This window comes from Stenotrophomonas sp. 1337 (assembly GCF_031455455.1).
GTDB lineage: Bacteria > Pseudomonadota > Gammaproteobacteria > Xanthomonadales > Xanthomonadaceae > Stenotrophomonas > Stenotrophomonas indicatrix.
This window is the reverse complement of the sequence record NZ_JAVDSR010000021.1, coordinates 32,549-47,926: the sequence shown is the minus strand read 5'-3', so window position 1 is coordinate 47,926 and position 15,378 is coordinate 32,549. Positions and strand designations below refer to the sequence as shown.

Below are 15,378 nucleotides of genomic sequence, written 5' to 3'. Positions count from 1 at the left end.
GACTGAAACTAAAGGGCCTGAGCCCGGTAAAGTACCGGGAACAGGTCGCGCTGGCTGCCTGATCCCCAACTGTCCAACTTTAGGGGGTCACTTCACCCTGGGGGCTTGGCCGCGGCATCCATGCCGCGGACACCCCCGCAACCGGACCCACCCCGCCTTCGACAATTGTCCGCGAGCTGTCGGAATGGCTTCCGGCTCTGGTAGGTGTCGACCTTGGTCGACACGTAGATCCACGCCATGCGTGGATGCTCTTCGATCCAATATCGAAATATTCGATTTCGATGGAGATTCATCCACGCATGGCGTGGATCTACCAGATCGCGGAAATCTGTCAGAGGTGGGGCGGTGTCGGAGTGCGGGGTGTCAGCCGCATGGATGCGGCTGCCAAGCCCCCATGGATGGGTTCACGGCGTCCCCGCACTCCGACACCGCCCCGCCATCCCACGGGATGCACGCTTTTGACGTTGAATTTGACGTCAGCTTCGGCGGGTGCAGGGCGCAGCCCTGCCGAGCAACCCTCAGTGCAGCAGGGCAGCCACCGCCGCGCGGAACCCCGCCTGTGCCTGCCCCGATTCGGGCGTGTGATGCAGCTGCCGTACCGCACGTGCCAGTCGCGCTGCACCCACGAACCCGCAGCTGGCCTGCAACCGGTGCAGCTGGCTGCGCAGCTGGCGCTCGTCATGCTGGTCCACGGCCTGTTCGACCGCATCGCGCACGCCCGGCAGTTCGGCCAGGAACAGCTCGCGCAGGGCGATCAGGTGGTTGCGTTGGCCATTGAGCGCGGCCAGGGCGGCGGTTTCGTCCCAGTCCTCCAGGGCCAGCTCGACCGCCGCCGGCGGCACCGTGGAACCGGCGGGGCTGTTGACCAGCGCACGACGGACCGCCTTCAGCAGTTGGTCGCGGCCCAGCGGTTTGACCAGGGTGTCGCTGAAACCCGCCTCGCGCAGGCGGGCGTGAATGGCAGCATCGCCGTCGGCGGTGTGCGCCAGCGCCGGGGTGTCCGGGTGCGAGCGGCGCAGCTGGTGCAACAGCTGGGCACCGTTGCCATCAGGCAGGTTGACGTCGATCAGCCACAGATCGTGGGCACCGGGCTCGGCGCGCGCCAGGGCGCTGGCCAGTGAGTCGGCGGTATCCACATCCGCTGGTAACGTTTCCAACGCCGCTTTGAAAAAACCACGGCTGATGATGTCGTCCTCGACAAGCAGGAAGCGGGGTCGACTGGCCCGCGGGGTCATCTGCATCAGGGCTGCCTCCATGTCAGCTGGGGTCAATCATCAAGCACGGCGGCGGCGGGCGCAAGCGGCCAGCGGCCCTGCTGGTCAGGATCTGCGACAATACGCCCCCACTTTTGCCCGCAGCCTGTTGCCACGTGGCCCGATCCCGCTCCCGTATCGACCGTACTCCCTTCCAGACCGAGATCCTCGACCTCAGCCATGATGGTCGCGGTGTTGCCCGCCGTGAAGGCGAGGGCGGCAAGGTCACCTTCATCAGCGGCGCCCTGCCGGGCGAAGTGGTGATGGCCGAACAGACCGCCCGCAGCCGCCACTTCGATGAAGCGCGCACGGTGGAAGTGCTGCAGGCCTCGCCGCAGCGGGTGACCCCCAAGTGCCCGCATTTCGGCACCTGCGCCGGCTGCGTGCTGCAGCACCTGGACGAAGACCAGCAGATCGTCGCCAAGCAGCGCGTGCTGATGGACAACCTGGAGCGCATCGGCCATGTGAAGCCGGGCACCGTGCTGCCGCCGCTGGTGGGTGACAGCTGGGGCTACCGCCGCAAGGGCCGGTTCTCGGTGCGCCGGGTCGAGAAGAAGGACAAGACCCTGGTCGGCTTCCGCGAGCAGGACCCGCGCTTCGTCGCGGACCTGCAGCAGTGCCTGACCGTGATCCCGGAAATCGGCACCAAGGTGGAGGTGCTGTCGACCTTCATCGAATCCCTGGATGGCAAGCGCGACATCCCGCAGATCGAGTTCATCGCCGGTGACCAGGCCGTGGTGCTGACCGTGCGCCACCTGCAGCCGCTGAGTGATGCCGATCGGGCCGCCTGGGCGGCCTTTGGCCAACAGCACGGTTTTGTCATCTACCTGCAGTCGGGCGGCGTGGATACCGTGCAGCCGCTGGACGGGCAGGGCGTGGCGCTTTCGTTCCGGCTGGCGCCGTGGGATGTCGAACTGGCGTTCCGTCCGCTGGATTTCATCCAGGTCAATGCCAAGCTCAACGAGAAGATGATCGCCCACGCGCTGGACCTGCTTGAACCGGGTGCCGACGAGCGCGTGCTGGACCTGTTCTGTGGCCTGGGCAACTTCACCCTGCCGCTGGCGCGCAAGGTGCGCGAAGTGGTGGGCGTGGAAGGTGATGCCGGGCTGGTGGCGCGTGCGCGTGAGAACGCCGAGCGCAACGGGCTGACCAACGCGCAGTTCTACAGCGCCGACCTCACCCAGGACCAGCGCAGCACGGCATGGATGCGCCAGGGCTTTGACAAGCTGCTGCTGGATCCGCCGCGTTCGGGCGCCATCGAAGTGCTGCAGCAGCTGCCGTTGAAGCAGTTCAAGCGCATCGTCTATGTCAGCTGCCATCCGGGCTCGCTGGCCCGCGATGCCGGCTACCTGGTCAACGAACAGGGCTTCACCCTGGTCAGCGCCGGTGCGATGGACATGTTCCCGCATACCGCGCACGTGGAAAGCATCGCGGTGTTCGAAAAGCGCTGATGCCTGCAGCGCCGGGGGCTGCCCGGCGCCTGCCTTGCGGCTTGCAGGCAGGCAATGCGGTCAGTCGGCCGGGGCGTTCTGCCACTGGCCGTCCACGCGCACGAAGGCCATGGACTGCTCGCCATGCTCGCTGCCGTCGCCTGCGCGCACGGTGCATTCGATGGCGGCCCTGTCGCTGGCGACCTCGCAGTTCCTCACTTCCTGCACCTGCAGGGTGCCGGCAGCCTGTTCGAAGCGTGCGCGCAGGGCTGGGTCGGCCTGCTGCTGCGCCTGCCCGGCGATCCGTTCCCGCAGCAGCACCTGCACTCTTTCGCGGGGCGGTGCCGGTACGGGCACATTGCGCTGGTCAGGCAGTGTCCACGCGCCATCCACCAGCGCCAGCCGCAGCAGCTGTGGTCGCGAGTTGATGCCTGCGCTGGCGGTGGCGATGCAATCGACGGCGTCGCCGGCCTCGGCGGGGGCACAGCTGTCCAGGGTCTGCAGACGGGGCCGGAACGTCTCGGCAACCAGGCGACTGCTGTCGCTGGCGGGGCGATCGGCAACGGCCTGGTCGAACATCCGGTCCATCGCAGCCTGTGCCTGCTGCAGCGAAGGTACGGTCGCCGATCCGGCGCTGGCAACGGCGCACGGCAGCAGCGCCGACAGGGCAAGACAGCGACGAAGGCGATGGGAAAGCGTCATGAGCGACCATTCCATGGTTGGGGGCCGCGCAGTGTAGTCCTGCCCGTCGCCGCGCCGATAGGCAGCGTCTGGCGTGAGCCGCATACTGTGCCCATGGGCATCGAAATCGAACGCAAATTCCTCGTCACCCATGATGGGTGGCGCACTGCCGCGCACCGGGTCATCCCGATGGCGCAGGGCTACATCAACGATCTGGGCGCACTCGACCGCGGCAGCCAGAACGCCTCGGTGCGGGTCCGCATTGAAGGCGACAAGGCCGCGCTGAACCTGAAGTCGCGCACCTTGGGCCATACCCGGCAGGAGTTCGACTACCCGATTCCGGTGCAGGATGCGCGCGACCTGCTGGCGCTGTGCGTCGGCGGCCTGATCGACAAGCGCCGGCATTTGGTCGAGTACGCCGGCCTGACCTGGGAAGTGGACGAGTTCCTCGGCGACAACGCCGGCCTGGTGGTCGCCGAAGTCGAGCTGGACAGCGCCGACCAGGCCATCGAGCTGCCGGACTGGATCGGCGCCGAAGTGACCGACGACGCCCGCTACTACAACGTCGCTCTGGCCAGCCGCCCCTATTCACAGTGGTGAAACCCTCCGTCCCCTTTTTTCGAGGGTGTCGGCCCCCATGTCGGGGGGATGAGAATCGACATCTACTCCGACGTGGTCTGCCCCTGGTGCTGGATCGGCAAGCATCGCTTCCAGCAGGGTGTGCAGTTGCTGGGCGCCGATGCGCCCGAACTCGAGATCCACTGGCAGCCGTTCCAGCTTGACCCCGATGCGGACGCCACCCCGGTGCCACTGCGCGAGGCCTATGTGCGCAAGTTCGGCGGTGCCGAGCGCACCGAGCAGATTCTGGGCCAGACCCAGACCGCTGCGTGGGCCGAGGGCCTGCCGATGGACTTCAGCCAGGGCCAGGTGCGGGTAACCACGCTGCCGGCGCATCGCCTGTTGTGGCTGGCTGGCCAGCACGGCGTGCAGGAGGCCGTCAGTGAGGCGCTGTTCCGCGCCCATTTCGAGCATGGACAGAATCTGGCCGACCCGGCGGTGCTGGTCGAGGCCGGCGCCGCCGGTGGCCTTGCCGCAGACGAGATCCAGCAGATGCTGGCCGGCGATCGTGGCCTGGCCGAAGTGGAAGCGGGCCTGGCGCAGGCCCACGCACTGGGTATCTCCTCGGTGCCCACCTTCGTCATCGACGGCCGCTGGGCGGTTTCCGGAGCCCAGCCCCCGGAAGCCTTCGCCAACGCGTTGCGCCAGATCGCCGCCGAGCAGGCGGCAGGGCAGGGCGCGGAGGGTGCCCCGGAAGGCGGCGACGACGCCTGCGGCGCGGACGGCTGCAAGGTCTGACCGACCCGCAAAAGGGGACGGAGGGGGGTGAGTCCCATCCGGCACCAGTGGGTCGATTGCGCCTTGACCCTCCGTCCCCCTTTTTGACCACTGCGCCTGTTGGCCGGTTCTGCGACAATGCGGCACTGCGCCATGCGGGCGCCCGTTGTGGAGATCGACCATGCTGCTGATCGGCGTTGCCGGTACTGAACTGACCGCCCAGGAACGTGAGTGGCTGCAGCACGATGCTGTGGCCGGGGTGGTGCTGTTCAAGCGCAACTTCGCTTCGCGGCAGCAGGTCACCGAACTGTCCGCGTCGATCCGCGCTGCCGCACCGCGCCCGCAGTTGATCTGCGTGGACCAGGAAGGCGGTCGCGTGCAGCGCTTCCGTGAGGGCTTCAGCGAACTGCCGCCGCTGCAGGACATCGGTGTCCAGTACGCCAGGGATCCCGACGCTGCGCTGGCATTGGCCGAGCAGCACGCCTGGCTGATGGCCAGTGAGGTCCGTGCCAGCGGCGTGGACCTGAGCTTCGCCCCGGTGGTCGACCTCGGCCGTGGCAATCGCGCCATCGGCAATCGTGCCTTCAGTGAAGACCCGCAGGTCGTGGCCGCGTTCACCGCCGCCTACGTACGCGGCATGCATGCGGTCGGCATGGCCGCCACCCTCAAGCATTTCCCCGGCCATGGCACCGTGCTGGAAGACACCCACGTGGATACCGCGATCGATCCGCGTGCGCTGGATGAACTGCGCGCACAGGATCTGGTCCCGTTCACGGCCGGTATCGCCGCCGGCGCCGATGCGGTGATGATGGCGCACGTGATCTACCCGCAGGTCGCACCGGAACCCGCTGGTTACTCGCCGCGCTGGATCCAGCAGATCCTGCGTGGCGAGCTCGGCTTCCGCGGCGTGGTGTTCTCCGATGACATCGGCATGGCCGCCTCGCACAGCGCCGGTGGCGTGCCGGCACGCGTGCACGCACACCTGGATGCCGGCTGCGATGTGGTGCTGGTCTGCCACCCGGAGCTGGTCGATGAAGCCCTGCACGCGGTGCAGGGACGCTCCCTCAATACCGCTGCGCTGCTGGGGCTGCTCGGCCGCGGCGCGCTTGGCTGGGATGGCCTGCTGGCCGATGCCCGCCATGGCGACACCCAATCCCGTCTGCTGCAAACCCTTGGAAGAACCGTCTGATGCCGAACCTCACCATTTCCCAGGCCCTGGCCCAAGCCGACCTGCTGGTCGACCGCCCCACCATCGACAAGGCCATTGCCGGCATCGCCGACGCCATTGCGCGCGACTACCAGGGCGAGGTGCCGCTGTTCCTGTCGATCATGCACGGTGCGCTGCCGTTCGCCGGCCAGCTGGCACTGGAGCTGGGCGCGCGTGGCCAGGACGTGCAGTTCGATTACCTGCACGCCACCCGTTACCGCGGTGAGACTACCGGCGGCGACCTGGTGTGGAAGCACAAGCCGGCCACGGCGCTGTTCGGCCGCCGCGTGCTGCTGGTCGATGACATCCTCGACGAGGGTTACACCCTGCAGGGCGTGCGTACCTGGTGCCTGGAGCAGGGCGCGACCGACGTGCGCATTGCCGCGATGACCGTGAAGAAGCACGATCGCGCGCTGCCGGACGTCACCGCCGACTATGCCGGCATCGAGCTGCCGGATCGCTACGTGTTCGGTTTCGGCATGGACGTCAACGAAACCCTGCGCTGCGTGCCGGCCATCTACGCGATGAAGGAATAACAACGCGGCCGCCTGCGGCCTGCGTTTCCTGCCGCCGGCATCCTCGGGTGCCGGCGTTCTTTTTTCTCTGGAGTGCTTTCCATGCAACAGATCGCCCTGGCCGTGATTGGCGGTACCGGTGTCTACAACCTGGCCAAGCTTGACGACGTGCAGACCCACGAAGTCGACACCCGCTTCGGCAAGCCGTCCGGCCCGGTGCGGGTCGGGACATTGCTCGGTCATCGCGTGGCCTTCCTTGCACGCCATGGTGAAGGCCATTCGTTGCCGCCGCACAAGATCAACTACCGGGCCAACCTGGCCGCGCTGCAGCAGATCGGCGCGCAGCGGGTGCTGGCGCTGAACACGGTCGGTGGCATCGGTGACGATTTCGGGCCGCGCGTGCTGGCCTGCCCGGATCAGGTAATCGATTACACCTGGGGCCGCATCAGCACGATCTGCGAAGAAGAGGGCACCGACGTGGTGCACGTCGACTTCGGCCATCCGTATACGCCGATGCTGCGCAGCAAGATCCTGGCGGCGGCGAAGGTGACCGGTGTGAAGGTCCACGATGGCGGCTGCTATGGCGCGACCCAGGGCCCGCGGCTGGAAACCATCGCCGAGATCGCGCGCATGCGCCGCGATGGCTGCGATCTGGTCGGCATGACCGGCATGCCCGAAGCGGCGCTGGCGCGTGAGCTGGGGCTGGATTACGCCTGCCTGGCGATCGTTGCCAACTGGGCCGCCGGGTGCGGTGATGGTGAGGAGATCACCATGGCCGAAGTGCTCGCCAATGTGCAGGCCGCCAGCAACGGACTTCCGGAACTGGTCGGCGAATTGGCGCGGGGGTGATTGTCTTCGCGTAACAAGCTTTGCATACTCAGCTTGTGCGCGGGTTCAGCGTACACCACCCATTCATTGCATAAGGTCACGCATCACCATGCCGAACGGTACCGTCAAGTGGTTCAACGACGCCAAGGGATTTGGCTTCATCTCGCCGGAGGACGGCAGCGCCGACGTCTTCGCGCACTTCTCCGCGATCAACTCCAAGGGCTTCCGCAGTCTGCAGGAAGGCCAGAAGGTCACCTACGACGTGACCCAGGGCCCGAAGGGCGCCCAGGCCTCGAACATCGTTCCGGCCGAGTGATCCACTCGATAGTGCGTTGAAAACCCCGCTTCGGCGGGGTTTTTTTTGCTGGCCGTGAAGACGCTCTTGCGGCGGGAGCGCCTGTCCTTGCGTGCGAATGTCCCCCGGCGCCGGCCTGCCGCCATCGCCTCCTCCTTTACTTCGCACGCAAGGACAGGCGCTCCCGTTGCGGAATCGCGCGCGCCAACAGAGGCCATGAAAGCTGAGCGCTGCCACCACTGCCGGCTCTCCTGCGAAGTAAAGGAGGAGGCAGCCGCGCAGAGGCTGCCGGGGGACATTCGCAGGAGAGCCGGCAGTGGTGGCGGAGCCCGATGCACCTCTGCTCGGAAGAGGGGCAGCTGATGTACCGCCCCTGCGCCGATGGCACAATGCGGGCATGACGGAACGACTGCGCATCGCCGTGATTGGATACGGCACCGCTGGCCAGGCATTGGCCATCCTGCTCACCCGTGATGGCCACGAGGTGGAGATCTTCGAACGCGTGCCGACCCCCGGGCCGGTGGGTGCGGGATTCCTGCTGCAGCCCAGCGGACTGCAGGTGCTGTGGCAGATGGGCCTGCTTGAGGCCGTGCGTGGCTACGCCATGCCGGTGCGACGGCTGTATGGCGATACGCCGTGCGAGCGCGCGGTGATGGACATGGGCTATGACGGCCTGGATGCGCGACTGCACGGCATGGGCATGCAGCGCGGGGCGTTGTTCTCGGTGCTGGACCAGGCGCGTGAAGGCGCCGGCGAGCTGCACGTGGGCACGACCATCGTCGAGGTCGATCACCAGCAGGGGCGGCTGCGCGACAGCGACGGTCGCACGCACGGACCGTTCGATCTGGTGGTTGCCGCCGACGGCGCCGCCTCCACGCTGCGCAACGCCGTCGACGGTGGCGCGGCGCTGGACCGTGTGTACCCGTGGGGCGCGCTGTGGTGCCTGTTGCCGGCCGAAGACTGGCCACACATGCAGCAGCTGCGGCAGCGCTACGTCGCCGCGCGCAAGATGATCGGCCTGCTGCCGGTGGGCACCCGACCCGGTGACGACACGCCTCGCCTGAGCTTCTTCTGGAGCCTGCCGCGTGCGGATTTCGACCGCTGGCAGGGCGACGGCATGGCGCCGTGGCTGGAAGAACTGCATGCGCTGTGGCCACAGGCGGGCGCGCGCTTCGCCCATCTGCGCGACGCCGGTCAGCTGGCGCGTGCGGTGTACCGCGATGCCGTGATGAAGCGTTGGCATCAGGGGCGGCTGGTGCTGGCAGGCGATGCAGCACATGCGATGAGCCCGCAGCTGGGGCAGGGCGTGAACATGGCGCTGCTGGATGCACTTGCACTGCGCGACGCGTTACGCACCCACGGTGCTGGCGAACCGGCATTGCAGGCCTACCAGGCGCAACGACGTGCGCATGTGGCGGTCTATCAGCGCTGGAGCCGCTGGCTGACGCCGCTGTTCCAGTCCGATCGCGATGCGTGGGCAAAGGCGCGCGATGTGCTGCTGGGGCCGATGGGACGACTGCCTGGCGGGCGTGGGCACATGCTGCGCGTGCTCAGCGGCACCCAGCACGGATGGCTGGGCGCGTTGCCGCTCGATCCGGCATTCATCCAGGCGCTTGCCGCTGCGCCCCTGCCGCTACAGGGCGTGGAAATGCCGGCCACCGCGTGAAGCCCTTCGTTACGGCATTTAACGATTGCCTCACCCCGTATGTGCGACAAGAGATGAGCACGCGGCAGCCGCGTCGCCCGCTTTCCTTTTCGTGATCGATCATCGCGTGGCCCGGGTGGCGCCGCCGTCGTTGCCTGCTGCGGCCCGGATGCGCCGCACGAACGAGGAGGATGCCATGTTGTTCGCGGTCGAGAAGCTGGAATCGGAAATCTGCAAGCTGCGCGGTCTGCTGCGGATGCTGCACGAGGACCAGCCCGACGTACTGGAAGATGTGTTCGAGTTTCATGTCGGCAGTCTGATCAGCCACGCATCACCGGAAAGCCACGGCCATATCCGCGCCTGCGCACAGGAAATGCTGATGGCGATACAGGCACTGCCGCGTCATGCCGACGAGGCGACGCAGGATTTCAGCCTGATGCACGGAATCGCCGCCCGCCCGTCGTAATCCCGCGCAGGTCTCGACGCCTCAGCGAACCGGTAGCGGCACTACGCTGTCTTCCACACAGGCGAGCAGCTGTTCGCCCGGCGCCAGTACAGGCACCACACCGGCGGTGAATGCCGAGAATGCCGGCAGGATGGTCACGCCGTGGCGCAGCCAGAACGCGGGGAAGCGCCGACGCAGTGCCGGCAACGCAACCTGCGGATGCACATGGCCCGCCAGCACGTGCGCGGTGGCATCGGCCAGCGGCTCGTGCCGCAGCAGGAACGGTCCCCATCGCGCGTCGTCATGCATCTGCACCTGCAGCGCCGCCTTCGGCAGATCACGGTCGTGATTGCCGCGCACCACGTGGATCTCCAGCGCGGCGTGATGTTCGCGCCAGCCAAGCCATTGCTGATACCAGGCCGCGCGATGCGCCGGGCCGTGCAGGACGTCGCCGAGGATCCATAGTTGCTGGCACTGGTGCATGGTCACCAGGTCCTGCAGGCGCTGCAGGTCATTGCCGGTGCCGCCCGACGGCAGGGCGATTCCCGCACGCCGGAACACGTCCGCCTTGCCCAGGTGCAGGTCGGCGATCAACAGCGCGCGCTGCGCCGGCCACAGCAGCGCCCGGCCGCCGAGCAGCAGCATCGACTCACCTCCCAGCTGCAGCGGAAGATCAGCGGCCATGGCGGCGCTCCAGCTGCTGCGCGGCACGCTGCACGCGCGTGCGCCAGTCTTCATTGCTGAACTGCCCACGCAGGCGTTCGGCCCACAAGGGAAATGCCAGCGGGGTCAGTGATGAGGGCCGCTGCAGGGACAACGAACGTGTGGCGATGCGTGCCAGCACCTGCTGCAACCCGGGCAGGTCGAGGCTGTCGTGCAGTACTTCCTGCTCGGCCAATGCCAGCAGCAGATGCTCCGGGTCGTGCTCGCGCAGCACGTCATGCAGCAGTCCGGCGGAGGCCTGCAGCTGGCGCAGCGAGCGTGGCATGCCACCCGGCAGGCTGGGTACCAGCAGGCCCGCCACGCGCGCGATGCCGCGGAACTGGCGGCGCGCCAGCTCGCCCAGGTTCACCGCTTCGCGCAGGTCCTGCAGCAGATCGCCAGCATCCAGCATTGCCCGCCAGTCCTGTTCCTGCAGATCCACCGGCGTGGCCGGAGCGAGCACCAGACCATGGTCATTCACTGCATAGCCGATGCTGTTGCGTTGCCGACGGGTGCAGCGAAGGGCCAGCAGCGCGGCCAGCGCTTCGTGCACATGGCGGCCCGCAAAGGGATAGACGAACAGGAACTGGCCTTCGCGTCGGCGCACGTCTTCCACCAGCAGGTGGTCGGGCGATGGCGCCGCAGACAGCTGCGACTGCAATGCCAGCAGCGGCGCAAGCCACCGCGACTCCGCGCTCTGGTCGGCGCCTGACAGCACCTTTTCCAGTTCGCGGCCCAGCGGCATCGACAGTGGCAGTTGACCGCCCTGCCAGCGCGGTACCACGCCATCACCACCACCGCGCGCCACGCGCACGAACGCGGTCATGTCGCGCAGCTGCACCAGCTCCAGCAGCCGCCCTGCAAACTGGAAACGGTCGCCGCGGCGCAGGCGGCTGGCGAACTGCTCTTCCACCGCGCCCAGGCTGCCGCCACGCAGGAACTGTACGCGCACGCTGCCGTCGCTGCTGATGGTGCCGATCGACAGCCGATGGCGCAGCGCCTGGCGGCGATCGGGCATGCGGTACACGCCGTCGGCATCGCGTACCACCTTATGGAACTCCGGGTACCGGGACAATGCACGTCCGCCCTGCACGATGAAATCGATCACCGCATTCCACTGTGCGTCCTCCAGCGCGGCGAAGGCATGCGTGCCACGGACCTGTTCCAGCAGTGCATCGGCGTTGAAGCCGCCCGCCAGCGCGCGGCTGACGGCGTGCTGGGCCAATACGTCCAGCGACAACGTGGGAGGACGTCGCGCTTCGATCACCCCGTCATGCAACGCGTGCCGGGCCGCCGCGTACTCGGCCAGTTCCAGCGCATGGCTGGGAATGCACAGTATCTGGCCGCTGGCACCGGGCCGATGGCGCGCACGCCCTGCGCGCTGGCGCAGGCGCGCCACGCCCTTCGGGCTGCCCAGCTGCAGCACCTGGTCCACTTCCGGAAAGTCCACGCCCAGATCCAGGCTGGAAGTGGCCACCACGCACCGCAGCGTGCCCGCACGCAGTCCGTCCTCGACCTGCTGTCGCAGCGTGGGATCCAATGATCCATGGTGCAGGGCGAGCGTGCCGGCATCTTCCGGCCACACGGCTGCGAGGGCCTGGTGCCACAGTTCCGCCTGCGCACGGGTATTGGTGAAGAGCAGGCTGCTGCGTGCACGGAACAGCGCGTCGAGCACGCGCGGAAGCTGGGAAAGGCCAAGATGCCCGGCCCATGGAAAGCGTTCGCCGGGTTCGGGCAGCAGGCTGCGGATCGTCACCGGCCGCTGCCGTGCACCTTCCACGATTGTTGCCTGTGGACGGTGTGGCAGCAGTACGTCGCGTGCCTGTGGCAGGTTGCCCAATGTGGCCGACAGCCCCCACAGCTGCATCGCCGGCGCTGCATCACGCAGCAGCGCCAGATTCAACTGCAGCAGCACGCCACGCTTGTTGCCCAGCAGTTCGTGCCATTCGTCCACCACCACGCAGCGCAGTTGGCGCATGCGCTCGAGGGTGTCGGGATAGCTGAGCAGCAGCGCCAGCGACTCCGGCGTGGTGACCAGCACGTCGATGCGACCTTCGCGGGCCAGGCGCCGGTCGCGGTTGCTGGCATCGCCGCTGCGCAGCCCCACGCGCCAGCCCAGGCCCAGGCCGTCGATCGGTGCCTGCAGCGCACGTGCGGTATCGCTGGCCAGCGCACGCAGCGGCGTTACCCACAGCACCTGCAGCGGGCGTACCGCGCTGGCGCGACGCGGTGCGGGGGGCGGGTCGAGCATCGCCTGCAACAAGGGGCCGCCGAACATGGCAAGGGTCTTGCCGCTGCCGGTGGGCGTGTGCAGCAGGCCCGATTCGCCCGCCAGGTAATGACGCCACATCGCGCGCTGGAAGGGCAGGGGGCGCCAGCCGCGGCTGCCGAACCATGCGTGCAGGCGCTGCAGCGCATCGCTGCGCTTCATCGCGCCAGCGCCTGCAACTGGGCCAGGTGGTCGGCTTCGGCAGCCGGCTTGTCGTGGCGCCAGCGCAGGATGCGTGGAAAGCGCACGGCAATGCCGGACTTGTGGCGCGCGCTGCGGTTGACTGCTTCGAAACCAAGTTCGAACACCTGTTCAGCACTTACGCTGCGCACCGGGCCGAAGCGTTCACGGGTGTGCGCGCGGATCCAGCGATCGAGGGCGAGGATTTCCTTGTCGTCCAGACCGGAATAGGCCTTGGCCACTGGAACCAGTGTCTCGCCGTCCCAGACGCCGAAGGTGTAGTCGGTATACAGCGTGCTGCGCCGACCATGACCTGCCTGCGCGTACAGCAACACTGCATCGATCGTGAGCGGTTCGACCTTCCACTTCCACCAGTCGCCACGGCGACGCCCGGACTGGTAGACCGAATCACGACGCTTGAGCATCAGCCCTTCCACACCACGCTCGCGCGATGCTTCGCGCAGCTGCGCGGCATGCTGCCAATCGTCGGCGTCTACCTCGGGCGAGAGCTGGATGCGCGGATCGCCGAGCGCGCCGACCACCTCGGCCAACTGCACGCGTCGCTGCTGCAGCGGCAGTGCACGCAGGTCCTCGCCGTCGCGTTCAAGCAGATCGTAGGCGAGCACGCGTACCGGCGTGTTGCGCAGGGTGGCGGCGCCGGGTTTGCGGCGCTGGATGCGGGTCTGCAGGGCGGTGAATGCACGCGGCAGATTGTCGGCGTCGTCCCATGCCAGCAGCTCGCCATCGAGTACGCAGCCATCGGGCAGAGACGCTGCCGCCTGCTCGATCTCCGGGAAGCGACCGTCCAGCCGCTCTTCGCCGCGCGACCACAACGCCACCTCACCCTGGCGCCGCAGCAGCTGCAGGCGGATGCCATCCCACTTCCATTCCAGCAGCCAGTGGCTGATGTCGCCCAGCCGCTCGGTAGGCTCGCCTTCCAGCGGCGAAGCGAGGAAGAACGGGTAGGGCTGCTGACGATCGGTCGGCAGTTCTTCGGCAGACAGCAAGGTGGTAAGCAGGCCGGGGGAGGGCACCCAGTCGCCGAGCATGCGCTGGGCGATACGGGCGATATCCAGCCCGGACCACTCGGCCAACGCCTGCTGCACCACGCGCTGCGACACACCAACGCGCAGCGCGCCGGTCAGCAGCTTGTTGAAGACCAGGCGTTCGGCCGATGCCAGCTGTCGCCAGCCGTCGACTACGGCGGCACGACGCACCGGCTCCGGCTGGTTGGCAACGGCAAGCAGGTGGTGTTCGATCCAGTCGGCCAGAGGCCGATCCTCGGCTTCGGTGGCCGGATCATCCAGCAGCAGGGTAAGCGTTTCAGCAAGGTCGCCGACCTGCGCGTAGCTGTCTTCGACCAGCCAGGGGGGCAGGCCGGATTCGTCGGCGATCCACGCCCGCAATTCGCCGCTGCCGGCAATCTTCCGCCGCGCGCCGCCCACTTTGCCGCCGCTGAGCAGGTACAGCGCCCACGCTGCGTCATGCGGGCGTGCGTGCTGGAAGTAATCGATCAACGCCGCGCGCTTGTCCAGCGTCGCCGTGCTGCGATCCAGCCGCTGGTACAGCGCGGCGAAGGCCTTCATTCCTCGCCTCCGAAATCGGTGCGGAACGCTTCGGCGGCAACGCCGCGTTCGCGCAGGTACGGAATCAACGCATCGGTGTTGCCGTGGGTGGCAATGACCCGCTGCGCGCCGGTCTGGGTGATGGTCTGCAGCAGCGCTGGCCAATCGGCATGGTCGGAGATCACAAAGCCACGGTCGACGTTGCGCCGGCGGCGGTTGCCGCGCAACTGCATCCAGCCCGAGGCGAAACCGAGCTGGTGACGGCCGAACCGGCGCAGCCACGGCGTACCGGCGGCCGAGGGCGGGGCCAGGATCAGCTGGCCGGCCGCATCGGGCTGACGCCCCTGTTCGGCAACGGTGAGCGTGTCGAGCATGGGCACACCGGCCTGGCGATAGACGGCCACGCCGTTGGCGATGGCGCCATGCAGCCAGGCAGGCTGGTCATCCACCGCACGCAGCTCGGCAAGCACGCGTTGCGCCTTGCCCAGCGCATAGCAGAGCAGCACTGCCGCTTCGCCCCGCTGCGCGCACTCGCGGCGCCAGGCGGCGATCTCGGCCGCCACGGCACGGGTATCGGGCCAGCGGTAGATCGGCAGCGCAAAAGTCGCCTCGGTGATGAAGGTATCGCAGGGCACCACTTCGAATGCAGTGCAGGTCGGGTCGGGCTGGCGCTTGTAGTCGCCCGACGCCACCCAGACCTGCTCACCATCGTCGATGCGCACCTGCGACGAGCCGAGCACGTGGCCGGCGGGATGCAGCGATACCTGCACCCGGCCCAGCGCGAACGGCACGCCCTCGGCATGCGCGTGCAGCGGCACATCGCCCAGGCGCCAGCGCAGAATCGGCACGCTGCCGGTGCTGCAGTGGTACTCGCCCATGCCCGGACGCGCATGGTCGCCATGGCCATGGGTGATGACCGCGCGCGGTACCGGCCGCCAGGGATCGATATGGAAATCGCCTGCCGCGCAGTACAGCCCTTCCGGCCGCAGTACTACCAGATCGTCTTTGCCTGCCATGCCGTCACTGTG

Annotated in this window: 15 protein-coding genes; 9 read left to right on the top strand and 6 right to left on the bottom strand. The window is 67.8% G+C overall.

Annotated elements, in window-relative coordinates:
- Positions 1-518: 518 nt before the first annotated feature.
- Entirely contained in the window at positions 519-1,241 is a 723-nt protein-coding gene (locus tag J2X70_RS19850; protein WP_025879186.1) for a response regulator, read from the bottom strand.
- Between the two features lie 128 nt (positions 1,242-1,369).
- On the opposite strand from J2X70_RS19850, the gene rlmD reads away from it, so the two are divergent.
- Complete coding sequence (gene rlmD, locus J2X70_RS19845) at positions 1,370-2,704, top strand: 23S rRNA (uracil(1939)-C(5))-methyltransferase RlmD (RefSeq protein WP_032977094.1); 1,335 nt, start codon at positions 1,370-1,372, stop codon at positions 2,702-2,704.
- Between the two features lie 60 nt (positions 2,705-2,764).
- On the opposite strand, the gene J2X70_RS19840 is transcribed toward rlmD, so the two are convergent.
- Positions 2,765-3,385 carry a hypothetical protein gene (locus J2X70_RS19840; protein ID WP_080148296.1) on the bottom strand — a complete coding sequence of 207 codons (621 nt, stop codon included), beginning with the start codon at positions 3,383-3,385 and terminating at the stop codon, positions 2,765-2,767.
- 93 nt (positions 3,386-3,478) lie between these two features.
- Between J2X70_RS19840 and J2X70_RS19835 the strand changes: the two genes are divergently transcribed.
- From J2X70_RS19835 to J2X70_RS19800, 8 genes are all read left to right on the top strand, one after another.
- Positions 3,479-3,964: a CYTH domain-containing protein gene (locus tag J2X70_RS19835; RefSeq protein ID WP_309911819.1), complete on the top strand. Its 486-nt coding sequence runs from the start codon at positions 3,479-3,481 to the stop codon at positions 3,962-3,964.
- Between the two features lie 48 nt (positions 3,965-4,012).
- Positions 4,013-4,720 carry a DsbA family oxidoreductase gene (locus J2X70_RS19830; RefSeq protein WP_309911818.1) on the top strand — a complete coding sequence of 236 codons (708 nt, stop codon included), beginning with the start codon at positions 4,013-4,015 and terminating at the stop codon, positions 4,718-4,720.
- Between the two features lie 160 nt (positions 4,721-4,880).
- Positions 4,881-5,888, top strand: a complete 1,008-nt coding sequence (nagZ, locus tag J2X70_RS19825; protein WP_309911816.1) for a beta-N-acetylhexosaminidase — start codon at positions 4,881-4,883, stop codon at positions 5,886-5,888.
- Complete coding sequence (locus J2X70_RS19820) at positions 5,888-6,442, top strand: hypoxanthine-guanine phosphoribosyltransferase (RefSeq protein ID WP_025879180.1); 555 nt, start codon at positions 5,888-5,890, stop codon at positions 6,440-6,442. Before nagZ ends, J2X70_RS19820 begins: the two co-directional genes overlap by 1 nt.
- An 81-nt stretch (positions 6,443-6,523) precedes the next feature.
- The gene (locus J2X70_RS19815) at positions 6,524-7,270 is read left to right on the top strand and encodes an S-methyl-5'-thioinosine phosphorylase (RefSeq protein ID WP_025879179.1); all 747 of its coding nucleotides are present in this window, start codon (positions 6,524-6,526) and stop codon (positions 7,268-7,270) included.
- Between the two features lie 88 nt (positions 7,271-7,358).
- Entirely contained in the window at positions 7,359-7,565 is a 207-nt protein-coding gene (locus tag J2X70_RS19810) for a cold-shock protein (RefSeq protein WP_019183439.1), read from the top strand.
- A gap of 376 nt (positions 7,566-7,941) precedes the next feature.
- Positions 7,942-9,210: an NAD(P)/FAD-dependent oxidoreductase gene (locus J2X70_RS19805; protein WP_309911814.1), complete on the top strand. Its 1,269-nt coding sequence runs from the start codon at positions 7,942-7,944 to the stop codon at positions 9,208-9,210.
- Positions 9,211-9,385: 175 nt separating this feature from the next.
- Complete coding sequence (locus J2X70_RS19800; protein WP_025879177.1) at positions 9,386-9,655, top strand: hypothetical protein; 270 nt, start codon at positions 9,386-9,388, stop codon at positions 9,653-9,655.
- Positions 9,656-9,676: 21 nt separating this feature from the next.
- Here the strand turns inward: J2X70_RS19800 and pdeM are convergent, their stop codons facing one another.
- From pdeM to J2X70_RS19780, 4 genes are read right to left on the bottom strand one after another with little or no spacing between them, the layout of a single operon-like run.
- A complete protein-coding gene (gene pdeM, locus J2X70_RS19795) occupies positions 9,677-10,318 on the bottom strand; it encodes a ligase-associated DNA damage response endonuclease PdeM (RefSeq protein ID WP_309911812.1) in 642 nt (213 codons plus the stop codon).
- Complete coding sequence (locus J2X70_RS19790) at positions 10,308-12,767, bottom strand: ligase-associated DNA damage response DEXH box helicase (protein WP_033831731.1); 2,460 nt, start codon at positions 12,765-12,767, stop codon at positions 10,308-10,310. Before J2X70_RS19790 ends, pdeM begins: the two co-directional genes overlap by 11 nt.
- Positions 12,764-14,371 carry an ATP-dependent DNA ligase gene (locus J2X70_RS19785; protein ID WP_025879174.1) on the bottom strand — a complete coding sequence of 536 codons (1,608 nt, stop codon included), beginning with the start codon at positions 14,369-14,371 and terminating at the stop codon, positions 12,764-12,766. Before J2X70_RS19785 ends, J2X70_RS19790 begins: the two co-directional genes overlap by 4 nt.
- The gene (locus J2X70_RS19780; protein ID WP_032977105.1) at positions 14,368-15,366 is read right to left on the bottom strand and encodes a ligase-associated DNA damage response exonuclease; all 999 of its coding nucleotides are present in this window, start codon (positions 15,364-15,366) and stop codon (positions 14,368-14,370) included. The genes J2X70_RS19785 and J2X70_RS19780 overlap by 4 nt, the downstream gene beginning before the upstream one ends.
- Positions 15,367-15,378 lie beyond the last annotated feature (12 nt).